The 20,274-nt window shown below is 60.0% G+C and carries 21 protein-coding genes; 9 read left to right on the top strand and 12 right to left on the bottom strand.

Translation table 11 applies throughout. The features are described 5' to 3' along the window. Nucleotides 1–183 precede the first annotated feature (183 nt). Nucleotides 184–1,440 (top strand): NADP-dependent isocitrate dehydrogenase, encoded by a 1,257-nt coding sequence (gene icd, locus QLG12_RS12870; protein WP_197867460.1) that lies wholly within the window; start codon nucleotides 184–186, stop codon nucleotides 1,438–1,440. Nucleotides 1,441–1,519: 79 nt separating this feature from the next. Here icd and QLG12_RS12865 read toward each other — a convergent pair whose 3' ends face one another. Next, on the bottom strand, nucleotides 1,520–1,801 hold the full coding sequence (locus tag QLG12_RS12865) for a cold shock domain-containing protein (protein ID WP_179694433.1): 282 nt from the start codon (nucleotides 1,799–1,801) through the stop codon (nucleotides 1,520–1,522). A gap of 224 nt (nucleotides 1,802–2,025) precedes the next feature. Between QLG12_RS12865 and clpS the strand changes: the two genes are divergently transcribed. Further along, a complete protein-coding gene (gene clpS / locus QLG12_RS12860) occupies nucleotides 2,026–2,409 on the top strand; it encodes an ATP-dependent Clp protease adapter ClpS (protein ID WP_011334948.1) in 384 nt (127 codons plus the stop codon). Between the two features lie 30 nt (nucleotides 2,410–2,439). After that, complete coding sequence (gene clpA / locus QLG12_RS12855; RefSeq protein WP_282474635.1) at nucleotides 2,440–4,710, top strand: ATP-dependent Clp protease ATP-binding subunit ClpA; 2,271 nt, start codon at nucleotides 2,440–2,442, stop codon at nucleotides 4,708–4,710. 1,009 nt (nucleotides 4,711–5,719) lie between these two features. Here the strand turns inward: clpA and infA are convergent. The 3 genes from infA to aat form a co-directional block, all read right to left on the bottom strand. Beyond that, on the bottom strand, nucleotides 5,720–5,938 hold the full coding sequence (gene infA / locus QLG12_RS12850; protein WP_002553999.1) for a translation initiation factor IF-1: 219 nt from the start codon (nucleotides 5,936–5,938) through the stop codon (nucleotides 5,720–5,722). 112 nt (nucleotides 5,939–6,050) lie between these two features. Then, entirely contained in the window at nucleotides 6,051–6,758 is a 708-nt protein-coding gene (locus tag QLG12_RS12845; RefSeq protein WP_197867470.1) for an arginyltransferase, read from the bottom strand. A 58-nt stretch (nucleotides 6,759–6,816) separates the two neighbouring features. Continuing rightward, nucleotides 6,817–7,497, bottom strand: a complete 681-nt coding sequence (gene aat / locus QLG12_RS12840; RefSeq protein ID WP_282474634.1) for a leucyl/phenylalanyl-tRNA--protein transferase — start codon at nucleotides 7,495–7,497, stop codon at nucleotides 6,817–6,819. A 521-nt stretch (nucleotides 7,498–8,018) separates the two neighbouring features. Here aat and QLG12_RS12835 point away from each other — a divergent pair. The 6 genes from QLG12_RS12835 to cysG all read left to right on the top strand — a co-directional run bounded on the left by QLG12_RS12835 (nucleotide 8,019) and on the right by cysG (nucleotide 15,538). Next, complete coding sequence (locus QLG12_RS12835; protein ID WP_084776936.1) at nucleotides 8,019–10,427, top strand: DNA translocase FtsK; 2,409 nt, start codon at nucleotides 8,019–8,021, stop codon at nucleotides 10,425–10,427. 78 nt (nucleotides 10,428–10,505) lie between these two features. Then, nucleotides 10,506–11,126, top strand: a complete 621-nt coding sequence (gene lolA / locus QLG12_RS12830; protein WP_011334944.1) for an outer membrane lipoprotein chaperone LolA — start codon at nucleotides 10,506–10,508, stop codon at nucleotides 11,124–11,126. A 24-nt stretch (nucleotides 11,127–11,150) separates the two neighbouring features. Beyond that, entirely contained in the window at nucleotides 11,151–12,473 is a 1,323-nt protein-coding gene (locus QLG12_RS12825) for a replication-associated recombination protein A (RefSeq protein ID WP_007958186.1), read from the top strand. Beyond that, nucleotides 12,473–12,847, top strand: a complete 375-nt coding sequence (gene crcB, locus QLG12_RS12820) for a fluoride efflux transporter CrcB (protein WP_065259161.1) — start codon at nucleotides 12,473–12,475, stop codon at nucleotides 12,845–12,847. The genes QLG12_RS12825 and crcB overlap by 1 nt, the downstream gene beginning before the upstream one ends. A gap of 15 nt (nucleotides 12,848–12,862) precedes the next feature. Next, nucleotides 12,863–14,143, top strand: coding sequence for a serine--tRNA ligase (gene serS, locus QLG12_RS12815; protein ID WP_064380676.1), 1,281 nt, complete (start codon nucleotides 12,863–12,865; stop codon nucleotides 14,141–14,143). Continuing rightward, complete coding sequence (cysG, locus tag QLG12_RS12810; RefSeq protein ID WP_236194371.1) at nucleotides 14,144–15,538, top strand: siroheme synthase CysG; 1,395 nt, start codon at nucleotides 14,144–14,146, stop codon at nucleotides 15,536–15,538. Between the two features lie 45 nt (nucleotides 15,539–15,583). Here the strand turns inward: cysG and QLG12_RS12805 are convergent, their stop codons facing one another. The 8 genes from QLG12_RS12805 to QLG12_RS12770 form a co-directional block, all read right to left on the bottom strand. Further along, the gene (locus QLG12_RS12805; protein ID WP_236194372.1) at nucleotides 15,584–16,585 is read right to left on the bottom strand and encodes a glutathione S-transferase family protein; all 1,002 of its coding nucleotides are present in this window, start codon (nucleotides 16,583–16,585) and stop codon (nucleotides 15,584–15,586) included. A gap of 92 nt (nucleotides 16,586–16,677) precedes the next feature. After that, nucleotides 16,678–17,679, bottom strand: a complete 1,002-nt coding sequence (locus QLG12_RS12800; protein WP_236194373.1) for a glycosyl transferase family protein — start codon at nucleotides 17,677–17,679, stop codon at nucleotides 16,678–16,680. Continuing rightward, nucleotides 17,676–18,011 (bottom strand): TusE/DsrC/DsvC family sulfur relay protein, encoded by a 336-nt coding sequence (locus QLG12_RS12795; protein ID WP_085732133.1) that lies wholly within the window; start codon nucleotides 18,009–18,011, stop codon nucleotides 17,676–17,678. The genes QLG12_RS12800 and QLG12_RS12795 overlap by 4 nt, the downstream gene beginning before the upstream one ends. Continuing rightward, entirely contained in the window at nucleotides 18,008–18,301 is a 294-nt protein-coding gene (gene tusB / locus QLG12_RS12790; protein ID WP_282474633.1) for a sulfurtransferase complex subunit TusB, read from the bottom strand. Before tusB ends, QLG12_RS12795 begins: the two co-directional genes overlap by 4 nt. Next, nucleotides 18,301–18,657, bottom strand: a complete 357-nt coding sequence (gene tusC, locus QLG12_RS12785; protein WP_236194375.1) for a sulfurtransferase complex subunit TusC — start codon at nucleotides 18,655–18,657, stop codon at nucleotides 18,301–18,303. The genes tusB and tusC overlap by 1 nt, the downstream gene beginning before the upstream one ends. A gap of 1 nt (nucleotide 18,658) precedes the next feature. After that, nucleotides 18,659–19,051 (bottom strand): sulfurtransferase complex subunit TusD, encoded by a 393-nt coding sequence (tusD, locus tag QLG12_RS12780; RefSeq protein ID WP_282474632.1) that lies wholly within the window; start codon nucleotides 19,049–19,051, stop codon nucleotides 18,659–18,661. 100 nt (nucleotides 19,052–19,151) lie between these two features. After that, on the bottom strand, nucleotides 19,152–19,853 hold the full coding sequence (locus tag QLG12_RS12775; RefSeq protein ID WP_282474631.1) for a YoaK family protein: 702 nt from the start codon (nucleotides 19,851–19,853) through the stop codon (nucleotides 19,152–19,154). Nucleotides 19,854–19,877: 24 nt separating this feature from the next. Continuing rightward, nucleotides 19,878–20,207, bottom strand: coding sequence for a DUF6388 family protein (locus QLG12_RS12770; RefSeq protein WP_197867486.1), 330 nt, complete (start codon nucleotides 20,205–20,207; stop codon nucleotides 19,878–19,880). Between the last annotated feature and the right edge of the window lie 67 nt (nucleotides 20,208–20,274).

The following is a 20,274-nucleotide window of genomic DNA, read 5'->3' as shown; positions in this document are numbered from 1 at the left end:
AGGTCGCAGGCCGGGGTGGGGCGTAGAGTCGCCGTGAATGCTTGAGATTGGCGCTTTTCCCTTTGCTTTCAGGCTTGTACGAAACGAGATGTGGTCGCGCCCGGAACAGAGGGTTTGCGTGTTGATTCAACTGGGTTACGCTCGAACCAAGCCAGATGTTCAATCCAAACAATGGAGTTCAGCATGGGTTACAAGAAGATTCAGGTTCCAGCCGTCGGCGACAAAATCACCGTCAACGCAGACCATTCTCTCAATGTCCCTGATAACCCGATCATTCCCTTCATCGAAGGTGACGGCATTGGCGTCGACGTCAGCCCTGTGATGATCAAAGTGGTTGATGCTGCCGTAGAAAAAGCCTACGGGGGCAAGCGCAAGATTTCCTGGATGGAGGTTTATGCTGGCGAAAAAGCAACTCAGGTTTATGACCAGGACACCTGGCTGCCCCAGGAAACCCTGGACGCGGTCAAGGATTACGTGGTTTCCATCAAAGGCCCGCTGACCACCCCGGTCGGTGGCGGCATCCGTTCCCTCAACGTTGCCTTGCGTCAACAGCTCGATCTCTATGTTTGCCTGCGCCCTGTGGTGTGGTTCGAAGGTGTGCCGAGCCCGGTGAAAAAGCCTGGCGACGTCGACATGGTGATCTTCCGCGAGAACTCCGAAGACATTTATGCCGGTATCGAATGGAAGGCCGGCTCCCCGGAAGCCACCAAGGTCATCAAATTCCTGAAAGAAGAAATGGGCGTCACCAAGATCCGTTTCGATCAGGATTGCGGCATCGGCATCAAGCCGGTTTCCAAAGAAGGCACCAAGCGTCTGGTGCGCAAGGCCCTGCAATACGTGGTGGACAACGACCGCAAGTCGCTGACCATCGTGCACAAGGGCAATATCATGAAATTCACCGAAGGTGCCTTCAAGGACTGGGGTTACGAGGTGGCGAAGGAAGAATTCGGCGCCGAGCTGCTCGATGGCGGCCCATGGATGAAATTCAAGAACCCGAAAACCGGTCGTGAAGTCGTCGTCAAGGACGCCATCGCCGACGCCATGCTTCAGCAGATCCTGCTACGTCCGGCCGAGTACGATGTGATCGCCACCCTCAACCTCAACGGTGACTACCTGTCCGACGCCCTGGCAGCGGAAGTGGGCGGTATCGGTATCGCGCCGGGTGCCAACCTGTCCGACACCGTGGCCATGTTCGAGGCGACCCACGGTACCGCGCCGAAATATGCCGGCAAGGACCAGGTCAACCCGGGCTCGGTGATCCTGTCGGCGGAGATGATGCTGCGTCACCTGGGCTGGACCGAGGCGGCCGACCTGATCATCAAGGGCACCAATGGCGCCATCAAGGCCAAGACCGTGACCTACGACTTCGAACGTCTGATGGATGGCGCCACACTGGTGTCCTCTTCGGGCTTCGGTGAGGCGATCATCAAGCACATGTAAGAAAGGCACCTGCAACGAAACCGCCCGGCTCGAGTGATCGAGCCGGGCGATTTGTTTTCTGGCAGGTGTTCTGGTTGCTTCAGCTGGTCACTGATTGATGCTGAGCGGCGGCCGAGGCGGCATCTTTTGCGGCTTCGACATTCTGAATTTTTGTGGCATGCAGGCCTTTGGGTCCTTGCACGATCTCGAATTTGACGATCTGCCCGGCTTTGAGAGTTTTGTATCCGTCCATTTCAATGGCGGAATAGTGGGCAAAGAAGTCGATCTCCTTGCCGTCCTCGTCCTTCCCCTCGCGGGAGTCGGTGTTAATGAAACCGAATCCCTTGGCATTGTTGAACCATTTCACCTTGCCGACAGCCATGCTCAAATCCCTCTGCAACAGTCTCCATCGCTGGAGTATCATCCAATTCATCCGCAGTCGAATCCGTTAAAAAGATTGACTCCGCGGATCTTTTTTCCCCACTGTGGGTTCTATTGGTTGTAACACCGTTTTCCCGATAGTCAAGGTGACCGGGCAGTCGGAGTTGAAAACGTGTCAAGCCGCCCCCACCACTGTATTTGCACAACTGACGAACCTTTCTTTCCATGCATGCAATCAGCCAGATTCGACTAACATTCAATCAGGATCGCCCGCTTCTCCAAAAGGATCTTCCACAGGAGCACGACGACGATTCGGCAGGCGTTGCTGTTCAGGAAGCAAAGCCTGCGTTACAGGCGCCGCCGATGTACAAGGTGGTTTTGTTCAATGATGACTACACACCGATGGATTTCGTCGTCGAAGTGCTCGAGGTGTTTTTTAACCTGAATCGCGAGCTGGCGACCAAGGTCATGCTGGCCGTCCACACAGAAGGGCGGGCAGTATGTGGAGTGTTTACCCGCGACATCGCCGAGACAAAGGCCATGCAGGTCAACCAGTACGCCAGGGAAAGCCAGCATCCGCTACTCTGTGAAATCGAGAAGGACGGTTAATCGCCGACCACTTGGGTATGAGGTGAAGCTATGTTAAACCGCGAGCTCGAAGTCACCCTCAATCTTGCCTTCAAGGAGGCACGTTCGAAGCGTCATGAGTTCATGACCGTCGAACACCTGCTGCTGGCCCTATTGGACAATGAGGCTGCCGCCACCGTATTGCGTGCCTGCGGCGCAAACCTCGACAAACTCAAGCACGACCTGCAGGAGTTCATCGACTCCACCACGCCATTGATCCCCGTCCACGACGAGGATCGCGAAACCCAGCCAACCCTGGGCTTCCAGCGTGTGCTGCAACGTGCTGTCTTTCATGTGCAGAGCTCGGGCAAGCGCGAAGTGACCGGCGCCAACGTGCTGGTTGCAATCTTCAGTGAGCAAGAGAGTCAGGCGGTGTTTCTGCTGAAACAGCAGAGCGTTGCACGCATTGATGTCGTCAACTATATCGCCCACGGCATTTCCAAAGTGCCGGGGCATGGCGATCACTCTGAAGGTGAACAAGATATGCAGGACGACGAGGGCGGTGAGTCTTCTTCTTCAGGCAATCCGCTGGACGCTTATGCCAGCAATCTCAACGAACTCGCACGCCAGGGCCGGATCGATCCGCTGGTCGGGCGTGAAACGGAAGTCGAGCGTGTCGCGCAGATTCTCGCGCGTCGTCGCAAGAACAATCCGCTGCTGGTGGGCGAGGCGGGCGTGGGTAAAACCGCGATTGCCGAAGGCCTGGCCAAGCGCATTGTCGACAACCAGGTGCCGGACCTGCTGGCCAACAGCGTCGTTTATTCCCTCGATCTGGGCGCTCTGCTCGCAGGCACCAAGTATCGCGGTGATTTCGAGAAGCGCTTCAAGGCGCTGCTCAACGAGCTGAAAAAACGTCCGCAGGCGATCCTGTTCATCGACGAGATCCACACCATCATCGGTGCGGGTGCTGCGTCCGGTGGCGTCATGGATGCCTCGAACCTGCTCAAACCGCTGCTGTCGTCTGGCGACATTCGCTGCATCGGTTCGACCACGTTCCAGGAATTCCGTGGAATTTTCGAAAAAGACCGCGCCCTGGCGCGTCGCTTCCAGAAAGTCGATGTCGTTGAGCCGTCGGTGGAAGACACCATCGGTATCCTGCGCGGTCTGAAAGGGCGTTTTGAACAGCATCACAACATCGAATACAGCGATGAGTCGCTGCGCGCCGCTGCCGAACTTGCTTCGCGCTACATCAATGACCGGCACATGCCGGACAAGGCCATCGATGTGATCGACGAGGCCGGCGCCTATCAGCGTCTGCAACCGGTCGAGAAGCGTGTGAAACGCATCGAAGTCCCTGAAGTCGAGGACATCGTTGCGAAAATCGCGCGGATTCCGCCGAAGCACGTCACGAGTTCCGACAAGGAACTGCTGCGTAACCTCGAGCGTGATCTGAAGCTGACGGTGTTTGGTCAGGACGCGGCGATCGATTCGCTGTCGACTGCGATCAAGTTGTCCCGTGCCGGCCTCAAGTCGCCGGACAAGCCTGTCGGTTCGTTCCTGTTCGCAGGGCCGACCGGTGTTGGTAAAACCGAAGCCGCGCGTCAATTGGCCAAGGCGCTGGGGATCGACCTGGTGCGGTTCGACATGTCCGAGTACATGGAGCGTCACACCGTATCGCGTCTGATCGGTGCGCCTCCGGGTTATGTCGGTTTCGACCAGGGCGGTCTGTTGACCGAAGCGATCACCAAGCAACCGCATTGCGTATTGCTGCTCGATGAAATCGAGAAGGCGCATCCGGAAGTCTTCAACCTGCTGCTGCAGGTGATGGACCACGGTACGCTGACTGACAACAACGGGCGCAAGGCGGACTTCCGCAATGTGATCGTGATCATGACCACCAACGCCGGTGCTGAAACGGCGGCACGTGCTTCGATCGGTTTCACCCATCAGGACCACTCGTCCGATGCGATGGAAGTGATCAAAAAGAGCTTCACGCCGGAATTCCGCAACCGTCTGGATACCATCATTCAGTTTGGTCGCCTCAGTCATGAGGTCATCAAAAGCGTGGTGGACAAGTTCCTTACCGAGCTTCAGGCGCAGTTGGAAGACAAGCGGGTGCTTCTGGAAGTGACCGATGCGGCGCGCAGCTGGCTGGCGGCCGGTGGTTACGATTCGGCCATGGGCGCACGTCCGATGGCGCGTCTGATCCAGGACAAGATCAAGCGTCCGCTGGCGGAGGAGATTCTGTTTGGCGAGCTGGCCGAGCATGGCGGTGTGGTTCACATCGACATCAAGGATGGTGAGCTGACGTTTGACTTCGAGACCACTGCAGAAATGGCTTGATGGTTGTTGGTCTGTTGTAAAGCGAAAGGCGCCTTTGGGCGCCTTTTTGCTGTCTGCGGTTTTTGGTTTGGGGGGCATATCCGTTGCTGCGGTAACGGCTTCTTAGGGTTCCGCCCTTACGGCGGGTCACTTTTGGCAAACGCCCCAAAAGTAACCAAAAGGTCTCTAACCCTGACGTACGGCCCCTCGCTGAGGCTCGGGGTTCCTTCGCTCCGGGATTGATCCGGGGGCATCGCCTACGGTTTGCTTCGCTGCACCTCCTCTCGATGTGTTTGGCTTCGCCAAACGGTCGCTTCGCTCCCACCCCCGGATCAATCCCTCCACTCAGCCTGCCGACGGGCCCTGTGATCAAAAGCTTTACTCGAGCTAACGCTCATCGTTTTGAGTGGGGAGGAGCGGGGCTTGTTCGGCTTTGGTTTTGTGGTGGGTTTACTCCTCACCCCAGCCCTCTCCCCCGGGGGAGGGGGCCGATTTTTTGTGCTTTTCAAAGCCTGAGTTCAACGCGGTATCGCACGTCGGCGAAGCTCTCCCAAACCACTCGATCAGTTCCCTCTCCCTACGGGCGGTCCGACGTTTCGGGAGGGCTAGGGTGAGGGGGAACTCTTGATCTGGCTTTTGCTCTTGCTCTTGATCTGCTTTTGATCTCAAGCCCCTTCGGCAGGCCGAGCGGAGGTGTCCATCAGGGGGTAGGCGCGCAGCGCCGTGCGGCGAAGCCGCATACATCGAGAGGAGGTGCAGCGAAGCAAGCCGTAGGCGATGCCCCCTGATGGACACCGTAGCGAGGGAGCACTGAGCATAAGCGAAGTGCCGTACGCCGGGGCAAAAGCCTTTTGGTTCCTTTTTGGCGTTTGAAAAAGGGACTTGCTGTAAGAGCGGAACCCTAAGAAGCCGTTACCGCAGCAACGGATATACACCCAAAACTCAAGCACTAACCCAAAACGCCAAATCCCAGAAAGGCCCAGACAAACAAAAACGCCCGGCATGTGCCGGGCGTCTTGTATTGACTTGATTAGCGAGCGCGGTAAGTAATACGCCCTTTGCTCAAGTCATAGGGCGTCAGCTCGACGCGCACTTTGTCACCGGTAAGAATACGAATGTAGTTCTTGCGCATCTTGCCGGAAATATGCGCGGTTACGACGTGCCCATTTTCCAACTCCACACGAAACATGGTGTTGGGCAGGGTGTCGACGACAGTGCCTTCCATTTCGAAGCTGTCTTCTTTCGACATGCAGTAAAGCCCTCGGTATCCAATGAATGGCCCGGTGCAACTGCGCCAGGCAAAAGCGGCGTGCATTGTGCCCGAAAAATGGGGTTTACGCCAAGGGGTTTAGGGTTTGCATTCAGTTCAGGATGACCCAGCGCTGATTGATGAGCAGTTCAATGGGCCGATATTGGGTCTTGTAGTTCATCTTTTTGCAGTTTTTGATCCAGTAACCCAGGTACACCGCCTCAAGTCCCAGGCGCTGGGCTTCGGCGATTTGCCAGAGGATCGCATAGCGCCCCAGGCTGCGACGTTCTTCCTGCGGCTCGTAAAAGGTGTAGACCGCTGACAGGCCGTTGGGCAGCAGATCGGTGACGGCGACTGCCAGTAACCGTCCGTCGAGCCGGAACTCGTAGAAGCGTGAGAAGGGCAGGTCGCGTACCAGAAAGGTCGAGAATTGATCACGGCTCGGCGGGTACATGTCGCCATCCGCGTGGCGCTGTTCGATGTAGCGCTGATAGAGGTCGAAGTACTCTTCGCTGAACGCCGGCTTGACCGGGCGTACCTGCAAATCGCTGTTGCGTTTGAAAATGCGTTTCTGCTGGCGGTTGGGGTTGAACTGCGCCACCGGAATGCGCGCAGGCACGCAGGCATTGCAGTTCTGGCAATGCGGGCGGTACAGGTGGTCGCCGCTGCGACGAAAGCCCATTTCTGACAGGTCTGCGTAGACATGCACATCCATGGGCTGGCTCGGATCGAGAAACAGGGTCGTCGCCTGTTCCTCGGGCAGATAACTGCAAGAGTGAGGCTGAGTGGCATAAAACTTCAACCGCGCCAACTCGGTCATGATCAACCCTCAAGGGTAAGCTGGTGAATTAAGTGTAAGCCACGCGCGCAAAAGTCGCTCAGCAAACCCAGGTCGCGTGATTGGGTTGATCGAGGTGTCGGGCCAGATAGTCGGCGAATGTCTGCCGTGAAATAGCTCGGGCGCCGAGGCTGTGCAGGTGCTCAGTCGGCATCTGGCAGTCGATCAGCACGAAACCCGCTTCCTTCAGATGTTGCACCAGCGTCGCAAAGCCGTACTTGGACGCGTTGTCCGCGCGGCTGAACATCGACTCGCCGAAGAGCAGCTGCCCCATCGCCAGGCCGTACAGGCCGCCGACCAGTTCGCCCTGATCCCAGACCTCCACCGAATGGGCAAAGCCGCGTCGATGCAGTTCGATATACGCGTCCTGCATCGCCTCGGTGATCCAGGTGCCGTCGGCGTATTCCCTTGGCGCGGCGCAGGCGCGGATCACGGCGTCGAAATCCTGATCGAAGGTCACTTGATAACGCTGTTTGCGCATCAATTTGCCGAGGCTGCGCGAGACGTGCAGTTCGTCGGGAAAAAGCACGGTGCGCGGATCCGGCGACCACCAGAGAATCGGCTGGCCTTCGGAAAACCATGGAAAGCAGCCATGGCGATAGGCCTGGATCAGGCGATCGGCGGACAGGTCGCCACCAGCCGCCAGCAATCCGTTGGGATCGCGCATGGCCTTTTCCAGTGGCGGGAAAGTCAGTGAATTGCGTTGTAACCAAGTCAGCATGGCGTCCAGGCTTGCAGAAGGGGAGGGCGGTGGGCGCTGGGCCCGCGGTAAAGTGTGCCGGGAAATGAGGCGAATGTCCTCCATTGCGGTGCTGCGTGTGTGCCGCTGCAACTTGAGCATCCGGATGCGGTCGTAATCCGGCACAACACCGCTGCGGGCAAGGACACCGATGCCAATGTGCGGCGCTCAGGGGAGATGAGGTGCGAATGCTTCGCTACGTTCATCAAATACACCTCATAAGCCTTTGTCACAAAAGACAATGCATGCTCAAATTGAACGCCGGGTGTTGTGCGTTTGGCTATGCTTGAACCAGAGACCTGGAAGCATGGCATCGAACGCGCAAACCCGTACAATGCCGGGCTGTTACAGAATATTCGCCGCGTGCCGTGTTTATAAAAGGCGGGGCGCAGTGTTAAAAGTAGTCTCCGTTGTGCCCGTCAATTTTTTACCTGCCTGGATTGGGCAGTTTTTTATCGTCATTCAATAGATGGACGCGCCTCTGGCGCAGGAAAAGAAGCGTTTTGAAGAAATCCACGGAAGCACCAAAAACAGTCGTTCCGCTTTGGCGCCAGCAATTGCACTACCGGCTCAAGGAAGGTGCATTGATCGCCATCGGCGCCTTGTGCCTGTTCCTGATGATGGCTTTGTTGACCTACGGCAAGGACGATCCGGGCTGGAGCCACAACAGCAAGATCGATGACGTGCAGAATTTCGGTGGCCCGGCGGGCTCCTACAGCGCCGACATCCTGTTCATGGTGCTGGGTTACTTCGCGTACATCTTCCCGCTGCTGCTGGCGATCAAGGCGTATCAGATCTTCCGTCAGCGCCACGAGCCGTGGCAGTGGAGCGGCTGGCTGTTCTCCTGGCGCCTGATCGGCCTGGTGTTTCTGGTGTTGTCCGGCGCCGCGCTGGCGCACATTCATTTCCATGCCCCCACCGGATTGCCGGCCGGCGCGGGTGGTGCGCTGGGTGAAAGCCTTGGTGACCTGGCCCGCAATGCCCTGAACATTCAGGGTAGTACGTTGCTGTTTATCGCACTGTTCCTGTTCGGCCTGACGGTGTTCACCGACCTGTCGTGGTTCAAGGTGATGGACATCACCGGCAAGATCACCCTCGACCTGTTCGAACTGTTCCAGGGCGCGGTCAACCGTTGGTGGTCGGCGCGTACCGAGCGCAAGCAACTGGTCGCGCAACTGCGTGAAGTCGACGATCGCGTGCATGACGTGGTTGCACCGACGGTCACCGACAAACGTGAGCAGGCCAAGGTCAAGGAACGTCTGATCGAGCGCGAGCAGGCCCTGAGCAAGCACATGTCCGAGCGCGAGAAACAGGTGCCGCCGGTCATCGCCCCGGCTCCGGTCAAGGCGCCGGAGCCAAGCAAACGCGTGCAGAAAGAGAAGCAGGTGCCGTTGTTCGTCGACAGCGCCGTGGAAGGCACCTTGCCACCCATCTCGATTCTCGATCCCGCGGAAAAGAAACAACTCAATTATTCGCCCGAGTCCCTGGCCGCTGTCGGCCACCTGCTGGAGATCAAGCTCAAGGAATTCGGCGTCGAAGTCACCGTGGATTCGATCCATCCCGGCCCGGTCATTACCCGTTACGAAATCCAGCCAGCCGCTGGCGTCAAGGTCAGTCGTATCGCCAACCTGGCAAAAGACCTTGCGCGTTCGCTGGCCGTGACCAGCGTGCGGGTGGTGGAAGTGATTCCTGGCAAGACCACGGTCGGTATCGAGATCCCCAACGAAGACCGGCAGATCGTGCGCTTCTCCGAAGTGCTGTCGACGCCTGAGTACGACAACTTCAAATCGCCAGTCACTCTGGCCCTGGGCCACGACATCGGCGGCAAGCCGGTCATCACCGACCTGGCGAAAATGCCGCACCTGCTGGTGGCCGGTACCACCGGTTCCGGTAAGTCGGTGGGCGTGAACGCGATGATTCTGTCGATCCTGTTCAAGTCCGGCCCGGACGACGCCAAGCTGATCATGATCGACCCGAAAATGCTCGAGCTGTCGATCTACGAAGGCATTCCGCACCTGCTGTGCCCGGTCGTGACCGACATGAAGGACGCCGCCAACGCCCTGCGCTGGAGCGTTGCCGAGATGGAACGTCGCTACAAGCTGATGGCGAAGATGGGCGTGCGAAACCTGTCCGGCTTCAACGCCAAGGTCAAGGAAGCCCAGGATGCCGGCGAGCCGTTGAGCGATCCACTGTACAAACGCGAAAGCATCCACGACGAAGCGCCACTGTTGCAGAAGCTGCCGACCATCGTCGTGGTCGTGGACGAATTCGCCGACATGATGATGATCGTCGGCAAGAAGGTCGAAGAACTGATCGCCCGTATCGCCCAGAAGGCGCGTGCGGCCGGTATCCACCTGATCCTCGCGACCCAACGGCCGTCGGTGGACGTGATCACCGGTCTGATCAAGGCCAACATCCCTACCCGGATGGCGTTCCAGGTGTCCAGCAAGATCGACTCCCGGACCATCATCGACCAGGGCGGCGCCGAACAACTGCTCGGCCACGGTGACATGCTCTACATGCCGCCGGGCACCAGCCTGCCGATCCGGGTTCATGGCGCATTCGTGTCCGACGATGAAGTTCACCGGGTGGTCGAGGCCTGGAAGCTGCGTGGCGCGCCGGAATACAACGACGACATCCTGAACGGTGTCGAAGAGGCGGGCAGTGGTTTCGAAGGCAGCAGCGGCGGCGGTGATGGCGATGATCCGGAAGCCGACGCGCTGTACGACGAAGCCGTGCAGTTCGTACTGGAAAGCCGCCGCGCCTCCATCTCCGCTGTTCAGCGCAAGCTGAAGATCGGTTACAACCGTGCCGCGCGCATGATCGAAGCCATGGAAATGGCCGGGGTCGTGACGTCGATGAACACCAACGGTTCCCGCGAAGTCCTGGCCCCTGGCCCGGTACGCGACTGATTCGATACCCTGATCCAAATGCAATGGACGGTGCATGAAGCGCCGTCCACTTTCCCACGAGTATTCAAGAGGACTCCCATGCGTCTTATCCGCATGTTGCTGCCGGTACTGGCTCTGACCACCCTCACGGCTCACGCCGATGACAAGGATGTGGCTCGCCTGACCCAATTGCTCGAAACATCCAAGACCCTGACCGCCAATTTCTCCCAATTGACCCTCGACGGCAGCGGCACCCAGTTGCAGGAAACCACCGGCGACATGACCCTGCAGCGTCCAGGCCTGTTCTACTGGCACACCAATGCGCCCGCCGAGCAGACCATGGTCTCCGACGGCAAGAAAGTCACCCTGTGGGACCCGGACCTGGAACAGGCCACTATCAAGAAGCTCGATGAGCGTCTGACCCAGACCCCGGCTCTGTTGCTGTCCGGCGACGTATCGAAAATCAGCCAGAGCTTCGACATTACCGCCAAAGAGGCCGGCGGCGTGATCGACTTCACCCTGAAGCCGAAAACCAAGGACACCCTGTTCGACAGCCTGCGTCTGTCGTTCCGCAACGGTCTGGTCAATGACATGCAACTGATCGACAGCGTCGGCCAGCGCACCAACATCCTGTTTACCGGGGTCAAGGCCAACGAAGCGGTCCCGGCCTCGAAGTTCAAGTTCGACATCCCGAAGGGTGCCGATGTGATTCAGGAATAAACACAGAGGTTTCAACAGTACGTGATGGATCTGTTTCGCAGTGCACCGATTGCCCAGCCACTGGCCGCCCGTTTGCGGGCGACCAATCTGGATGAGTACGTCGGTCAGGAACACGTGCTCGCTCGCGGCAAGCCTCTGCGCGAGGCGCTGGAGCAGGGTGCCCTGCATTCGATGATCTTCTGGGGGCCGCCGGGCGTGGGCAAGACCACGCTGGCGCGGTTGCTGGCGGAAGTCTCGGATGCGCACTTCGAAACGGTTTCGGCGGTGCTGGCCGGGGTCAAGGAGATCCGTCAGGCGGTGGAAATCGCCAAGCAGCAGGCCGGCCAATACGGCAAGCGCACGATTCTGTTTGTCGATGAAGTACACCGCTTCAACAAGTCTCAACAGGACGCCTTCCTGCCGTACGTTGAAGACGGCACGCTGATCTTCATTGGCGCCACCACCGAAAACCCTTCGTTCGAACTGAACAACGCATTGCTGTCGCGGGCGCGGGTCTACGTACTCAAGAGCCTCGACGAAGCGGCGTTGCGCAAACTGGTGCACCGCGCACTCACCGAAGAGCGTGGTCTGGGCAAGCGTCATCTGACCCTCAGCGATGAAGGCTTCCAGATGCTGCTGTCCGCCGCCGATGGCGATGGCCGGCGCCTGCTGAACCTGCTGGAAAACGCCTCGGATCTGGCTGAAGACAACAGTGAGATGGGCACCGAGCTGCTGCAAAGCCTGCTCGGCGACACTCGCCGGCGCTTCGACAAGGGCGGCGAAGCGTTCTACGACCAGATTTCCGCGCTGCACAAGTCAGTGCGCGGCTCCAATCCGGATGGTGCGCTGTACTGGTTTGCGCGAATGATCGACGGCGGCTGCGATCCGCTGTACCTGGCCCGGCGCGTGGTGCGCATGGCCAGCGAAGACATCGGCAATGCCGATCCTCGTGCCTTGAGCCTGTGCCTCGCCGCGTGGGAAGTGCAGGAACGTCTCGGCAGCCCGGAAGGTGAGTTGGCAGTGGCTCAGGCCATCACTTATCTGGCCTGTGCGCCGAAAAGCAACGCGGTGTACATGGGCTTCAAGACCGCGCTGCGTGCCGCCGCCGAACATGGCTCGTTGGAAGTGCCGCTGCACCTGCGCAATGCGCCGACCAAATTGATGAAGCAATTGGGTTATGGCGACGAATACCGTTATGCCCACGACGAGCCAGACGCTTATGCTGCCGGCGAAGACTATTTCCCGGAAGAACTCGACCCGATTCCCTTCTACCAGCCGGTGCCCCGTGGCCTGGAGTTGAAAATCGGCGAAAAGCTCAACCACCTCGCCCAACTTGATCGTTTAAGCCCCCGGCAGCGGAGAAAATAGTGGTTCCACTGATCGTTGCAGTCTCCGTCGGCGGGATTGCCGGCACCTTGTTGCGCTTCGCCACCGGCAATTGGGTCAACGCCAATTGGCCGCGGCACTTCTATACCGCGACGCTGGCCGTTAATATCGTGGGCTGTCTGCTGATTGGCGTGTTGTACGGCCTGTTTTTGATACGCCCGGAAGTGCCTGTCGAGGTGCGTGCCGGGTTGATGGTCGGCTTCCTCGGGGGGCTGACGACTTTTTCATCCTTTTCACTGGATACGGTGCGCCTGCTGGAAAGCGGGCAAGTGCCGCTGGCCCTGGGCTATGCGGCCATCAGCGTATTCGGCGGGCTGCTCGCGACCTGGGCCGGCCTGTCCCTGACCAAACTTTGATAACGAGAAACCGACATGCTCGATTCCAAACTGTTACGTAGCAACCTTCAGGACGTAGCGGACCGCCTGGCTTCCCGTGGCTTTGCCCTGGATGTCGCGCGCATCGAAGCGCTGGAAGAACAGCGCAAGACCGTCCAGACCCGCACCGAAGCACTGCAGGCTGAGCGTAATGCGCGTTCCAAATCCATCGGACAGGCCAAGCAGCGCGGCGAAGACATCGCGCCGCTGATGGCGGACGTCGAGCGCATGGCGGGCGAACTGAGCGCCGGTAAAGTCGAGCTGGACGCGATCCAGACCGAACTGGATTCGATCCTGCTGGGTATCCCGAACCTGCCGCACGAATCGGTTCCGGTCGGTGAAGACGAAGATGGCAACGTCGAAGTCCGTCGCTGGGGCACGCCGACGGCTTTCGATTTCCCGGTTCAGGACCACGTGGCCCTAGGCGAGAAGTTCGGCTGGCTCGACTTCGAAACTGCCGCCAAGCTGTCCGGCGCACGTTTCGCCCTGCTGCGCGGCCCGATTGCCCGCCTGCACCGCGCACTGGCGCAGTTCATGATCAACCTGCACGTCACCGAGCACGGCTACGAAGAGGCCTACACGCCTTATCTGGTTCAGGCTCCGGCGCTGCAAGGCACCGGTCAATTGCCGAAGTTCGAAGAAGACCTGTTCAAGATCGCTCGCGAAGGCGAAGCCGATCTGTACCTGATCCCGACCGCCGAAGTGTCGCTGACCAACATCGTGGCCGGTGAAATCGTCGATTCGAAACAGCTGCCGATCAAGTTCGTCGCTCACACTCCGTGCTTCCGCAGTGAAGCCGGCGCGTCGGGTCGTGACACTCGCGGCATGATCCGTCAGCACCAGTTCGACAAGGTCGAGATGGTGCAGATCGTCGAGCCGTCGAAGTCGATGGAAGCGCTGGAAAGCCTGACCGCCAACGCCGAAAAAGTTCTGCAACTGCTGGGTCTGCCTTACCGCACCCTGGCGCTGTGCACCGGCGACATGGGCTTCAGCGCGGTCAAGACGTACGACCTGGAAGTGTGGATCCCGAGCCAGGACAAATACCGTGAAATCTCGTCGTGCTCCAACTGCGGCGACTTCCAGGCCCGCCGCATGCAGGCGCGTTTCCGCAACCCGGAAACCGGCAAGCCTGAGCTGGTGCACACCCTGAACGGTTCCGGTCTGGCGGTCGGTCGTACCTTGGTGGCCGTGCTGGAAAACTATCAGCAGGCCGACGGTTCGATCCGTGTGCCGGACGTGCTGAAGCCGTACATGGGTGGCCTTGAGGTCATCGGTTAAATGAAATATCTGCCGCTGTTTCACAACCTGCGCGGCAGTCGTGTGTTGGTTGTCGGTGGGGGGGAGATTGCCTTGCGCAAGTCCCGCCTGCTGGCCGATGCCGGTGCGCTGCTGCGGGTGGTCGCACCTGAAATCGAAGCGCAACTGCGCGAACTGGTTGCCGCCAGCGGTGGCGAATGCCTGCTGCGTGGCTACACCGAAACGGATCTGGACGGTTGCGGGCTGATCATTGCCGCCACCGATGACGAAGCGTTGAACGCGCAAGTCTCCGCCGATGCCCATCGGCGCTGCGTGCCGGTCAACGTGGTCGATGCACCGGCGCTGTGCAGCGTGATCTTCCCGGCGATTGTCGATCGTTCACCACTGATCATCGCGGTCTCCAGTGGCGGCGATGCGCCGGTGCTGGCCCGACTGATCCGCGCCAAGATCGAAACCTGGATTCCCTCGACTTACGGCCATCTGGCCGGTCTGGCCGCGCGTTTTCGTGATCAGGTCAAAGGCCTGTTCCCTGATGTGCAGCAGCGGCGGGGTTTTTGGGAAGACGTGTTCCAGGGGCCGATCGCCGATCGGCAACTGGCAGGACAGGGCGCCGAAGCCGAACGTTTGCTGCAAGCCAAGATTGACGGCGAAGCCATGGTCACGACCGGTGAGGTGTATCTGGTGGGTGCAGGGCCAGGCGATCCGGATCTGCTGACCTTCCGCGCCTTGCGCCTGATGCAGCAAGCCGATGTGGTGCTGTACGACCGCTTGGTGGCGCCTGCAATTCTTGAGCTGTGCCGTCGCGATGCCGAGCGGGTCTACGTCGGCAAACGTCGCGCCGATCACGCCGTGCCGCAGGATCAGATCAACCAGCAACTGGTGGATCTGGCCAAGGCCGGCAAGCGTGTAGTGCGCTTGAAGGGCGGGGATCCGTTCATCTTCGGCCGTGGCGGCGAAGAGATCGAAGAACTGGCGGCCCATGGCATCCCGTTCCAGGTGGTGCCGGGCATCACGGCGGCCAGCGGTTGCGCGGCGTATGCCGGGATTCCGCTGACTCATCGCGATTACGCGCAGTCGGTGCGCTTCGTCACTGGGCACTTGAAGGACGGTTCGTCCGATCTGCCGTGGGCCGACCTTGTCGCGCCGGCGCAAACGTTGGTGTTTTACATGGGGCTGGTGGGGTTGCCGATCATCTGCGAGCAGTTGATCAAGCATGGCCGCGCCGCCGATACCCCGGCAGCGCTGATCCAGCAAGGCACCACGGTCAATCAGCGGGTCTTCACCGGCACGCTGGCTGACCTGCCGAGTCTGGTGGCGGAGCATGAAGTGCATGCGCCGACGCTGGTAATCGTCGGCGAAGTGGTGCAATTGCGCGAGAAACTGGCGTGGTTCGAGGGCGCTCAGGGTCAAATCTGACGACTCTGAAGGGATTGTTCCCACGCGGTGGGAACAATCCTGCTTTCAACCTCTGCGCCAGACTCCTTTCCCGCCCAACCGGTTCCGGTCATGGGCAACAGTGAAATCCTGCTTCGGCCCCTTCGGCACAACCCCGGTCGGGTTGATGGTCTTGTGGCTGCCGTAGTAGTGATGCTTGATGTGCTGGAAATCCACGGTCTCGGCAACGCCCGGCCATTGGTACATCTCACGCAGCCAGTTCGACAGGTTCGGATAATCGCTGATCCGCCGCAGATTGCATTTGAAGTGCCCGTGGTACACCGCGTCGAAACGAATCAGCGTGGTGAACAGACGCACGTCCGCCTCGGTGAGGTATTCGCCCGTCAGATACCGGTTGGCGCCCAGCACCTGCTCCAGATGATCCAGTTCGGCAAATACGTCATCGAATGCTTCTTCATAGGCGTTCTGCGAGGTGGCAAACCCTGCGCGGTACACGCCGTTGTTCACGGCAGGGTAGATCCGCTCGTTCAGCGCATCGATTTCGCCGCGTAATGGTGCCGGATAGAAGTCCAGATCGTTACCGGTCAAGTCATCGAAGGCGCTGTTGAACATGCGGATGATCTCCGCCGATTCGTTGCTGACGATGCGTTTGAGCTTCTTGTCCCACAGCACGGGCACGGTGACGCGGCCGGTGTAGTCGGCGGTGTCAGCGGTGTAGCGCTGATGCATGTAGTCGAAGTGGTCGAGTTTGTCGCCGGTCGAACCGAGGTTCTGGTCGAAGGTCCAGCCGTTTTCGAGCATCAGCCAGCTGACGACGGAAACGTCGATCAGGTTTTCCAGGCCTTTGAGCTTGCGCAGGATCAGCGTGCGATGAGCCCACGGGCACGCCAGGGAGACGTAAAGGTGATAACGCCCGGCCTCGGCGGCGAAACCGCCTTCACCGCTCGGGCCCGGCTCGCCGTTGCGAGTGACCCAATTGCGACGCTGCGCCTGTTCGCGCTGGAACGCGCCGTCCTTGCTGCTTTCGTACCACTTGTCCTGCCAGCGGCCGTCGACGAGTAAACCCATTATCAAGACTCCAGAAACCAATAATTCGTTGGAGTGGAGTCTATTCCGATGAGTTCGAACAAAAAGCGCAAAGATCGGGCGTGAATGATCGGTTAAATCGATTTGTTCCGCGCAGCCCAGTATTGCTCGGCAGTTTCGAAGGCTTGTTCGCGGCTTTGGCCAAGCCCTCGCAGGGCCAGAGCCATAGTCGAAATCAGGGCCATTTGCGGATAGCTGTCGACCACGTCGCCGCGCCACACGGCCTTCAGGTGCTCGACATCCAGCGACGCCGGTTTGACGTGACGCTGTGCCGACAACTGGGGCCATTCCTCGTCCCAGCTCTCGCCGCCAGTGGTGCCGTAAAGGTGACTGTCGGCATCCGGGTTGATCTCGATTTCGCCGCCGTCGCCCTTGATCACGATCGCCGTGTCGCCAAGCAGGCCGCTGGCATCGCGGTGCACCGCTTGATAGCCGGGGTGGAAAATACTCTGCAGGCCGCAACGTGCGCCCAGCGGATTGAGAATCCGCGCCAGCGAATGAATCGGCGAGCGCAGGCCGAGGGTGTTGCGCAGGTCGATCATCCGTTGCAGCTGCGGCGCCCAGTCCACCAGCGGCATGAACGCCAGGCCACCGTCATCCAGCGCTACGCCGACCTGCTGCCAGTTGCGGCACAGCGGAATGTTCAGCTCCCCGAGCAATTGTTCGGAGTACAAGCGCCCGGCGGTGTGGGCGCCGCCGCCGTGCATGAAGATACGCACGCCGTTCTGTGCCAGGCACTTGGCGGCCAGCAGATACCAAGGCAGGTGACGCTTCTTGCCGGCATAGGTCGGCCAGTCCAGATCGACGTTCAGTGCTGGCGCCTGCAAGCGCTCGCGCAGGGCCTCGGTGAAACCGGCCATTTCCTCGGCGCTTTCTTCCTTGTGCCGCAGCAGCATCAGGAAAGCGCCGAGCTGGGTTTCTTCGACCGCTTCGTCGAGCACCATGCCCATGGCTTCCCGCGCTTCCTCGCGGGTCAGGTCGCGGGCGCCGCGCTTGCCCTTGCCGAGGATGCGCACGAACTGGGCGAACGGATGCTCGGCGGGCGTTTCGAGGGTCAGCGCTGGATAGTCGGTCATAGGCAATTCGTCGGTTTGGGCAGGCCCGCCAGTTTCGCGGCGAGTTTGGCAGGGGTGCCTTTGAACAGTCGGTTCAGGTGCAGGCTGTTGCCTTTCTCCGCGCCGAGCTTGAGCGCGGTGTACTTGATCAGTGGTCGGGTGGCCGGGGACAGCTGGAATTCGGCGTAGAAGCTGCGCAGCAATTCGAGGACTTCCCAGTGTTCGGCGCTCAGCTCGATGTCTTCGGCGGCGGCGAGGGCGCTGGCGACTTCTGCCGACCAGTCGTTGAGGTCGACCAGGAAGCCGTCCTTGTCCAGTTCGATGGCGCGGGCGCCGACGGTCAGCGCATTCATAGCCAGGTGTTGACCTTGTCGTGGTGGATCGACAGCTCGACGAAGGCCGGGTAATCGATGGCTTCGGCCCAGTCCGGAATCTTCACGCCACGGGCTTGCGCGTCTTCGGTCAGCACGAACAATTTCACCTGGCGGGATTCCAGCGCACTGAACGGCGCAGTGCCGGGTTGCAACGCATAAGCGGCATCGCCAGACAGCAACAGCGCATCGCTGGCACCCAACAGGCGCAGGCAACTGGTCAGGCGTTCGTCACCGAACGGGGAGTGGGACAACACATGCAAAGTCGACATCAGAGGGTGATCACCTGGTCGTAACGGTCAATGAGGGCGGTGATTTGCTCGGCGGCCAAAGGCAGCGCCTCGTCCAGTGAGCGATCGCCGAGGCCGCGCGCACTGGCGCTGGCGGTGCAGTAGAACAGCTCTTCGACGCCGAACATCGGCAACGCTTGCAGGTTGGCGCTCAGGTCTTTCTGCTGCAGTGCCTTGGCGTTTTGCCCGGCCGCCAGTTGCAACACACCGTCGTCGAGAAACAGCAAGCCGATCGGCAGATCGAAGGCGCCGCCGGCGAGCACGATGTCCAGCGCCTCGCGGGCGCCGGGGCCTGACCACGGCGATTGGCGGCTGATGATCAAAAGGGATTTGGCCATGTCACGCGCCTCCGAAACAGATCAGGCGGTCGGCATCCTGCACCGCGTCGTGCAACTGGCCGAGGCCGGACAATTCCCACGGCGCACTGACGGCCACGGCATCACGTTGATAACGCTCGGCTTCCTCAGTATTCAACACGCCGCGGCGCAGAGCGGCGGCGATGCACACCACGCCGTCGAGGTTTTGCTCGGTGATGAAGGTTCGCCACTGCTTGGGCAGGTCCAGTTCGTCCTGCGGCGTGACCACCGCGTCGGACGCGTTGTGGACGCCGTCCTGATAGAAAAACAGCCGGACAATCTCATGTCCGCCGGCCAGTGCGGCTTGGGCGAACAGCAGGGCGCGGCGCGAGGAGGGCGCATGGGCGGCGGAAAACAGCGCAATGGCGAACTTCATGACGGACTCGATCAGCAAAACTGCGGCCATGATAAAGCTTTCTCGGCGGGGCGGCGAAGTCGATGTTTCCCGTGTCCGTCCTGATGCGATCAGGTGTCTGTCAGCGCGGCATGTAGCCCAACTGCCAGCGCCGCGGAATTTTCAGGGTCAGCAGCCCCAGAACGCCAGCGAACAGACCGCTGACCAGCATCGCCCGTAATCCCATATGATGCTCCAGCACCGCACCCAGAATGGCCCCGATCAACATCCCGCTCCACGGCACCAGTTGCACCCGCCAACCACTTCGCCGTTCGCCGAGCACCCAGCGGCCCAATCCACGACCGAATCGGGACAAGGCGCCGGTGACATACGTCAGCCCGACCGGCAGACCGTTTACTTCTTCCACCGCCGCGTTGAGCATGCCCATCGCAATGATCGCCGCCAACAGGGCCGGCAGTTGAGTGTCAAAGGGCCAGGCTGCCAAACAGAGCAGAGCGGCGATGGACAACAACAGGGGCAGCGCCCGCCGTCCACCCAGTCGGCTGACTACAACCCCGAGGGCATTACCGACAATGAACGTCGCGACGAGCAGGATCAGCCTTATTGTCAGTCCGTTGTCGCCATCGCTGATCGCCACGGCCAGCCGCGTGGTGTTGCCGCTCATGAAGGAAACGAAATCGCCGCTGGCCATGAAGCCGATGGCGTCGGTCATGCCGGCCAGTACCGACAGGCTGGCAACCAGCGCCAGGCCCACACGGCCGCGCCATTTCTGTATGTGAAGATGTCCGGGGCTGGCGCGGTGGGTCGAGGTCGAAGGCAGCATCGATAAAGCGTCCTTGAGCAGGGGTTACGGTTCTATGCCATACAGATCGCAGTATTCCAGCCAATCCATGCCGGCCATTTCCGCGACTTCGCGATGCACATCCAGGCGTTGCGCCTGATACTCCTCGGGCGTCGCGGCAGTCAGTTGCAGCGTCAGCTCCCAGGCAAACAACCCCTGGCTTTCAGCCTCCGCCTCGAAGGCTTCGTGCAGGCGTTCTTCGCGGTACTGCGCCGGGGTTTCACCCTTGGCCTGGGCCAAGAGCGGGTTGAGGTGATCGAGGGCTTCGCGCAGTTCGGGGCGTGCATCGAGAAACAGTTTCAAGGCCTGTTCGTGTCGCTGGTCAGTAGGCGCCATGGGCTTTCCTTGTAAGGCTGATGACCGCTAATGTGCCGCAGCGACCGGCATGTGTCGCGTTTTAAAT

Origin of the sequence: Pseudomonas sp. V88_4 (assembly GCF_029967985.1) — a bacterium.
Lineage (GTDB): Bacteria > Pseudomonadota > Gammaproteobacteria > Pseudomonadales > Pseudomonadaceae > Aquipseudomonas > Aquipseudomonas glycinae.
The sequence above is the reverse complement of the archived record's forward strand: the minus strand, read 5'-3'. Positions and strand labels throughout refer to the sequence as shown.